3 rRNA genes are annotated in these 5,274 nt (G+C 58.0%); all 3 read right to left on the bottom strand.

Features of this window, described 5'->3' with window-relative positions:
* Window positions 1–23 precede the first annotated feature (23 nt).
* Window positions 24–140, bottom strand: a 5S ribosomal RNA gene (gene rrf / locus ACLQ2W_RS33690).
* 79 nt (window positions 141–219) lie between these two features.
* Window positions 220–3,329, bottom strand: a 23S ribosomal RNA gene (locus ACLQ2W_RS33685).
* A 377-nt stretch (window positions 3,330–3,706) separates the two neighbouring features.
* Window positions 3,707–5,221 (bottom strand): 16S ribosomal RNA (locus ACLQ2W_RS33680).
* The 16S, 23S and 5S rRNA genes sit together here, the layout of an rRNA operon.
* Window positions 5,222–5,274 lie beyond the last annotated feature (53 nt).

Genomic DNA, 5,274 nt, shown 5'->3' with positions numbered 1-5,274 from the left:
GGGTGGCCCTGAACTGGAAGATTGTCCGGCGGTGTCCTACTCTCCCACACCCTCCCGAGTGCAGTACCATCGGCGCTGGAGGGCTTAGCTTCCGGGTTCGGAATGTAACCGGGCGTTTCCCCTCCGCCATGACCGCCGTAACTCTATGAACATATCAACCAACAACCCACAAGGGTTCGGTGTTTGTTCAGAGTTGCACAGTGGACGCGTAGCAGCTTAGTAGTCAAGTCCTCGGCCTATTAGTACCGGTCAACTGAACCCGTTACCGGGCTTACATTTCCGGCCTATCAACCCAGTCGTCTAGCTGGGGGCCTTACCCCACCAAAGTGGGTGGGATACCTCATCTTGAAGCGAGCTTCCCGCTTAGATGCTTTCAGCGGTTATCCCTTCCGAACGTAGCTAACCAGCCGTGCCCCTGGCGGGACAACTGGCACACCAGAGGTTCGTCCGTCCCGGTCCTCTCGTACTAGGGACAGCCCTTCTCAAGTATCCTACGCGCACGGCGGATAGGGACCGAACTGTCTCACGACGTTCTAAACCCAGCTCGCGTACCGCTTTAATGGGCGAACAGCCCAACCCTTGGGACCTGCTACAGCCCCAGGATGCGACGAGCCGACATCGAGGTGCCAAACCATCCCGTCGATATGGACTCTTGGGGAAGATCAGCCTGTTATCCCCGGGGTACCTTTTATCCGTTGAGCGACACCGCTTCCACATGCCAGTGCCGGATCACTAGTCCCGACTTTCGTCCCTGCTCGACCTGTCAGTCTCACAGTCAAGCTCCCTTGTGCACTTGCACTCAACACCTGATTGCCAACCAGGCTGAGGGAACCTTTGGGCGCCTCCGTTACCCTTTAGGAGGCAACCGCCCCAGTTAAACTACCCACCAGACACTGTCCCTGAACCGGATAACGGTCCGAAGTTAGATACCCAAATCAACCAGAGTGGTATTTCAAGATTGCCTCCACCCATACTGGCGTATGGACTTCACCGGCTCCCACCTATCCTACACAAGCTAATTCAGATACCAATGTCAAGCTATAGTAAAGGTCCCGGGGTCTTTCCGTCCTGCCGCGCGTAACGAGCATCTTTACTCGTAATGCAATTTCGCCGGGCCTGTGGTTGAGACAGTGGGGAAGTCGTTACGCCATTCGTGCAGGTCGGAACTTACCCGACAAGGAATTTCGCTACCTTAGGATGGTTATAGTTACCACCGCCGTTTACTGGCGCTTAAGTTCTCCGCTTCGCCCCGAAGAGCTAACAGGTCCCCTTAACGTTCCAGCACCGGGCAGGCGTCAGTCCATATACATCGAATTACTTCTTCGCATGGACCTGTGTTTTTAGTAAACAGTCGCTTCCCCCTGCTCTCTGCGGCCATACAACGCTCCACCCGCGCGGGGCTTCACGTCTCCGGCCCCCCTTCTCCCTAAGTTACGGGGGCAATTTGCCGAGTTCCTTAACCACAGTTCGCCCGATCGCCTCGGTATTCTCTACCTGACCACCTGTGTCGGTTTGGGGTACGGGCCGCTAAGAACTCGCTAGAGGCTTTTCTCGGCAGCATAGGATCACTGACTTCACCTGAATCGGCTCGGCATCACGTCTCAGCCTACATGCGCCACGGATTTGCCTATGGCACGGCCTACACGCTTACCCCGGCACAACCACCGGCCGGGCTCAGCTACCTTCCTGCGTCACCCCATCGCTTGACTACTACCCGCCAGGTTCCCACGCTCCCCAAACTCAGTCCGAAGACCTCCTCCGGTTCGGGTGGTTAGCACAACGAGGTTCATCAGGGACGCTCTTTCGCGGGTACGGGAATATCAACCCGTTGTCCATCGACTACGCCTCTCGGCCTCGCCTTAGGTCCCGACTCACCCAGGGCGGATTAGCCTGGCCCTGGAACCCTTGGTCATCCGGCGGAAGGGTTTCTCACCCTTCTTTCGCTACTCATGCCTGCATTCTCACTCGTGCCGCGTCCACGACTGGGTCACCCCGTCGCTTCACCCCCGGCACGACGCTCCCCTACCCATCCACACACCTGCACGGCACATCAAGGCGCCGCGAAGTTGAAATGTGAATGCCACAGCTTCGGCGGTGTGCTTGAGCCCCGCTACATTGTCGGCGCGGAACCACTTGACCAGTGAGCTATTACGCACTCTTTAAAGGGTGGCTGCTTCTAAGCCAACCTCCTGGTTGTCTATGCGACCCCACATCCTTTTCCACTTAGCACACGCTTAGGGGCCTTAGCTGGTGATCTGGGCTGTTTCCCTCTCGACTACGAAGCTTATCCCCCGCAGTCTCACTGCCGCGCTCTCACTTACCGGCATTCGGAGTTTGGCTGATTTCGGTAAGCTTGTGGGCCCCCTAGACCATCCAGTGCTCTACCTCCGGCAAGAAACACGCGACGCTGCACCTAAATGCATTTCGGGGAGAACCAGCTATCACGGAGTTTGATTGGCCTTTCACCCCTAACCACAGGTCATCCCCCAACTTTTCAACGTTGGTGGGTTCGGCCCTCCACGCGGTCTTACCCGCGCTTCAGCCTGCCCATGGCTAGATCACTCCGCTTCGGGTCTAGAGCATGCGACTGAATACGCCCTATTCAGACTCGCTTTCGCTACGGCTCCCCCACACGGGTTAACCTCGCCACATGCCACTAACTCGCAGGCTCATTCTTCAAAAGGCACGCCGTCACCCCGTAAGGCTCCGACGGATTGTAGGCGAACGGTTTCAGGTACTATTTCACTCCCCTCCCGGGGTACTTTTCACCATTCCCTCACGGTACTCGTCCGCTATCGGTCACCAGGAAGTATTTAGGCTTACCAGGTGGTCCTGGCAGATTCACGGCAGATTTCAGGAGTCCGCCGCTACTCGGGAACACCCACAGAAGACCAGCAGCTTTCACCTACCGGACTATCACCGTCTACGGTCAGCCATTCCAGACTGTTCGACTAACCACTGGCTTTGTAACTTCTCGAGTGCGTGTCAGCACACTCAGCAGGGTCCCACAACCCCGAACACGCAACCCCTGACAGGTATCACACGCATCCGGTTTAGCCTCAATCCGCTTTCGCTCGCCACTACTCACGGAATCACTATTTGTTTTCTCTTCCTACGGGTACTGAGATGTTTCACTTCCCCGCGTTCCCCCCACACACCCTATGTGTTCAGGTGCGGGTGACATCACATGACTGATGCCGGGTTTCCCCATTCGGACACCCTGGGATCACAGCTTGGTTGACAGCTCCCCCAGGCCTATCGCGGCCTCCCACGTCCTTCATCGGCTCCTGGTGCCAAGGCATTCACCGTTCGCCCTTGACAACTTGACCACAAAGATGCTCGCGTCCACTGTGCAATTCTCAACAAACAACCAACCCACAACCCACAGCCCCACACCAAACCCGACAACCGCCGGCGGTATGCGAGACCAGGCCATGCCTGGCAACCTCCACGGACTCCCGTCCGCACAAGGCTCCGAAGAAAACAACCCATGGTTGTTCCTTCAGGACCCAACAGGGTGCTTTACGCCAGTCACCAGCCGCACCAGAACCTTCGTTCCCACCACCCCCAAGGGAGCAGCTGTACTAGAAGAATCCCGGCCGTTGCCGGCACCTGACTGACCAGTGTCTCCGCCATCTGAGCACCCCGCCACCACATTCGGGCAGCGCGGGCTCCATACCAGCTTTCGCTGGATGGTGCTCCTTAGAAAGGAGGTGATCCAGCCGCACCTTCCGGTACGGCTACCTTGTTACGACTTCGTCCCAATCGCCAGCCCCACCTTCGACGGCTCCCTCCACAAGGGTTGGGCCACCGGCTTCGGGTGTTGCCGACTTTCGTGACGTGACGGGCGGTGTGTACAAGGCCCGGGAACGTATTCACCGCAGCGTTGCTGATCTGCGATTACTAGCGACTCCGACTTCACGGGGTCGAGTTGCAGACCCCGATCCGAACTGAGACCGGCTTTTTGGGATTCGCTCCACCTCACGGTATCGCAGCCCATTGTACCGGCCATTGTAGCATGCGTGAAGCCCTGGACATAAGGGGCATGATGACTTGACGTCATCCCCACCTTCCTCCGAGTTGACCCCGGCAGTCTTCGATGAGTCCCCGCCATAACGCGCTGGCAACATCGAACGAGGGTTGCGCTCGTTGCGGGACTTAACCCAACATCTCACGACACGAGCTGACGACAGCCATGCACCACCTGTGACCGCCCCCGAAGGACCCCCCATCTCTGGAGGTTTTGCGGCCATGTCAAACCCAGGTAAGGTTCTTCGCGTTGCATCGAATTAATCCGCATGCTCCGCCGCTTGTGCGGGCCCCCGTCAATTCCTTTGAGTTTTAGCCTTGCGGCCGTACTCCCCAGGCGGGGCGCTTAATGCGTTAGCTGCGGCACAGGGAACCGGAGAGGCCCCCCACACCTAGCGCCCAACGTTTACAGCGTGGACTACCAGGGTATCTAATCCTGTTCGCTCCCCACGCTTTCGCTCCTCAGCGTCAGTATCGGCCCAGAGACCCGCCTTCGCCACCGGTGTTCCTCCTGATATCTGCGCATTTCACCGCTACACCAGGAATTCCAGTCTCCCCTACCGAACTCTAGCCTGCCCGTATCGACCGCAGGCCTGGGGTTGAGCCCCAGGTTTTCACGGTCGACGCGACAAGCCGCCTACGAGCTCTTTACGCCCAATAAATCCGGACAACGCTCGCGCCCTACGTCTTACCGCGGCTGCTGGCACGTAGTTGGCCGGCGCTTCTTCTGCAGGTACCGTCACTTACGCTTCGTCCCTGCTGAAAGAGGTTTACAACCCGAAGGCCGTCATCCCTCACGCGGCGTCGCTGCATCAGGCTTCCGCCCATTGTGCAATATTCCCCACTGCTGCCTCCCGTAGGAGTCTGGGCCGTGTCTCAGTCCCAGTGTGGCCGGTCGCCCTCTCAGGCCGGCTACCCGTCGTCGCCTTGGTAGGCCATCACCCCACCAACAAGCTGATAGGCCGCGAGCCCATCCCAGGCCGAAAAACTTTCCACCACACACCATGCGATGCGAGGTCATATTCGGTATTAGCCCCCGTTTCCGAGGGTTATCCCAAAGCCTAGGGCAGGTTGCTCACGTGTTACTCACCCGTTCGCCGCTCGAGTACCCCGAAGGGCCTTTCCGCTCGACTTGCATGTGTTAAGCACGCCGCCAGCGTTCGTCCTGAGCCAGGATCAAACTCTCCAACAAAAACTTTGTCGGACACAATGTCCTGGCAACAAAAGTGTTGCCAAAGGAATCCC

It is taken from the genome of Micromonospora sp. DT227 (genome assembly GCF_049841835.1).
GTDB lineage: Bacteria > Actinomycetota > Actinomycetes > Mycobacteriales > Micromonosporaceae > Micromonospora.
Note: the sequence above shows the minus strand (reverse complement) of the source record. Positions and strands in the feature narration are given on the sequence as shown.